Origin of the sequence: Streptomyces sp. SID5910 (assembly GCF_009862125.1) — a bacterium.
GTDB lineage: Bacteria > Actinomycetota > Actinomycetes > Streptomycetales > Streptomycetaceae > Streptomyces.
This window is the reverse complement of record NZ_WWHX01000748.1, coordinates 1-2,730: the sequence shown is the minus strand read 5'-3', so window position 1 is coordinate 2,730 and position 2,730 is coordinate 1. Positions and strand designations below refer to the sequence as shown.

The following is a 2,730-nucleotide window of genomic DNA, read 5'->3' as shown; positions in this document are numbered from 1 at the left end:
CAGATCAGCCAGCCGGCCACGAACAGGATGACCAGGGTGACCAGGCAGCCCTTGAGGCAGCCCAGGCCGGGGATGCGCATCGGGTTGGCGCTGCGCTGCCGCGGCGGCCGGGGCTCGCGCCGGGGCGCCTGGGGCTCGGGCGCGGGCGGCGGGGCGTAGCGCTGCGGCTGCTGGGGCTGCGGGGTGGCGTACCGCTGCGGCTGGGGCTGCTGCGGGTAGCCGTAGCCCTGCGGCGGCGGCTGCGGGGGCCGGTGCTGCTGGGGGCGCGGCTGCTGCTGCGGGCGGGCGACCTGCCGCTGGGGGCGGCGGCGCAGCGGGTCCTCGTTCGGGTCGAGGTACTGCACCTGCGTCTGCTCGTTGCGGTCGCGGGCGGCGCGGAGCTGGTTCTGCCAGGGGTGCGGGTCCTCGGGCCCGCCGGGCTGTCCGCCCGGCTGTCCCGGCGGCACCGGCGGCATGACGGCGGTCGGGTCGGCCGCGCCGCGGTTCGGCAGTACGGCGGTGGGGTCGGCGGCGCCCGCGGGGTTGCCGGTGTGCGGCAGGACGCTGGTCGCGCCGTTCGGGTCGTAGGCGCCGTTCGGGCTGTGCGGCAGGACCTGGGTCGGGTCGGCGGCGCCGGGGGCGCCCGGGACCTGCGCGGGCGCGGGGTCGGGGGCGAGGAGCGCGCCGACGTTCTCCGCGGCGCCGATCTGGGCGCTGTTCGCGTGCACGCCGATGCCCTCGGCGACGACGCGCAGGCCGCGGGCGAGGTTCTCGGCGCTGGGGCGCTCGTCGGGGTTCTTGCGCAGGCAGCGCTCGATGACCGTCCACAGCGCGTCGGGGACCGTGGAGGGGCGGCGCGGCTCGGCGCTCAGGTGCTGGTGCAGCACTTCGAGGGCGGAGCCCCCGGAGAACGGCGGGCGGCCGGTGACCAGCTCGTACAGCAGGATGCCGGCGCCGTAGATGTCGACGGCGGAGGTCTGCGGGCGGCCCTCGGCGGACTCCGGCGCGACATACGCGGGCGTGCCGACGAACTCGTGGGTGCGGGTGAGGCCGGGCGAGTCGGCGAGGCGGGCGATGCCGAAGTCGGTGAGCATCGGGTGCATCTCGCCGCCGGTCTGCCTCAGCAGGACGTTGGCCGGCTTCAGGTCGCGGTGGACGACGCCGTCGGCGTGGCTCGCGGCGAGCGCGTCGGCGATCTGGGCGGTGAGCAGGGCGGCGGCGACCGGGGTGAACGGCCCGTTCTCCCGCAGGTAGCGGTGCAGGTCGGGGCCGTCGACGAGGTCCATGACCAGCGCCAGCAGCTCGCCCTCGACGACCAGGTCGCGGACCCGGACGATGTTGGGGTGGGTCAGCCGGAGCAGGACGGAGCGCTCCCGCAGGAAGCGCATCACGATGTCCGCGTCGCTCGCGAGCTCCTCCTTGAGGACCTTGATCGCGACGGTCTCGCCGGGCTGTCCGGCCACGGCCGCCTCGGCGCCCGCGGTCTCCCGCTGGCGGGCTCGCCAGACGGTGCCCGTGGCGCCGCGACCGAGGGGCTCCTCGAGGAGGTACTTGCTGCCTACCGGCCGCACGTCATGCGCTCCCTGTTGCTTGCTGGCTGTTCCGACCCACTGTAGTGCCGCGGTGTGCGGCCCGGGCTGTCGTCGCCCTGTGGTCCCCATTGGTCCGCCGGTGCGTCATACGTTCCGCTTCCGGCTCATGTTCGAAGGAAAGACGCTCCACCTGGTCCCTTGGTTGCCGGGCCCGGACGTGACCGATCTCAACCGGTCACTCTTCGATCATCGTCAGGCCATCCGTCAGGCACTTTTGCGGGCAGAGCCGACCAATCAAGATCATTTGAAGGCGGCGGGCGGGCGCGTTGTCAGTGGCAGGTGCGAGGATGCCTCCAGTACTGGCCGACGTGCTCGTGCGGCGGTGGGGGAAGTCCGCGGTGGGGGACCGCGGGGAGAAGGCTTCGTCCCACGCGGTCGCGGGCGCCCGCGCGAAGGGACCGCTGACGGCGATGCAGATCCGGCTGACCGTCGTAGATCCGCTGGGCCCGCACCCGGCCACGGGGGGCAGCGCACCCGCCGCGAGCGACGTGCTGGTCACGGCGCCGGCCGGCACGGCTCTGGCCGCGGTAGCCTCCGCACTGGCCTCGGTGGTCCCCGGCGGTGACGCCCAGGGCTCCGGCCAGGTGGTCCTGTACGCCGGCGCGCAGCGGCTCGACGCCCAGCGCAGCACCCTGGGCGAGCCCCCGCTGATCGACGGCGCCGTGCTCTGCCTGGGCGCCCCTGGCGAGCCCGACCCGCACACCGAGCCCGCCGAGGTCCCGGCCCAGCTGCACGTGGTCGCCGGCCCCGACGCGGGCGGCGTCCATCTGCTGCACGGGGGCCAGATCCGGCTCGGCCGGTCCGCCGACGCCGACGTGGCACTCGACGACCCGGACGTCTCCCGGACGCACTGCGCCGTGACGGTCGCCGCCGACGGCGCCGTCTCCGTCGCCGACCTCGGCTCGACCAACGGCACCACCTTGGACGGCACCCGCGTCGGCGAGCGTCCGGTGCGCTTCGCGCCGGGGGCGCTGCTGCGGATCGGCGAGTCGGCGCTGCGGCTGGTCCCGGCCGCCCCGGGGGCCGCGATACGGGTGCCGACGACGCCGGACGGCGAGGGGTACGTGCGCCTGCCGGGCGCCGGTCCCGACGCCGGGGGCCCGGTGAAGGGCGCCGGCCCGGACATCCCCGTCGACCGCACGCACCACGCCCACGGCAC

Annotated in this window: 2 protein-coding genes; one reads left to right on the top strand and one right to left on the bottom strand. The window is 75.8% G+C overall.

Annotation, left to right across the window (positions count from 1 at the left end; translation table 11 throughout):
* On the bottom strand, positions 1-1,550 hold a 1,550-nt coding region (locus GTW67_RS26435), incomplete at its 3' end, for a protein kinase domain-containing protein (protein ID WP_161167292.1).
* Between the two features lie 431 nt (positions 1,551-1,981).
* On the opposite strand from GTW67_RS26435, the gene GTW67_RS26430 reads away from it, so the two are divergent.
* On the top strand, positions 1,982-2,730 hold a 749-nt coding region (locus GTW67_RS26430; RefSeq protein ID WP_161167293.1), incomplete at its 3' end, for an FHA domain-containing protein.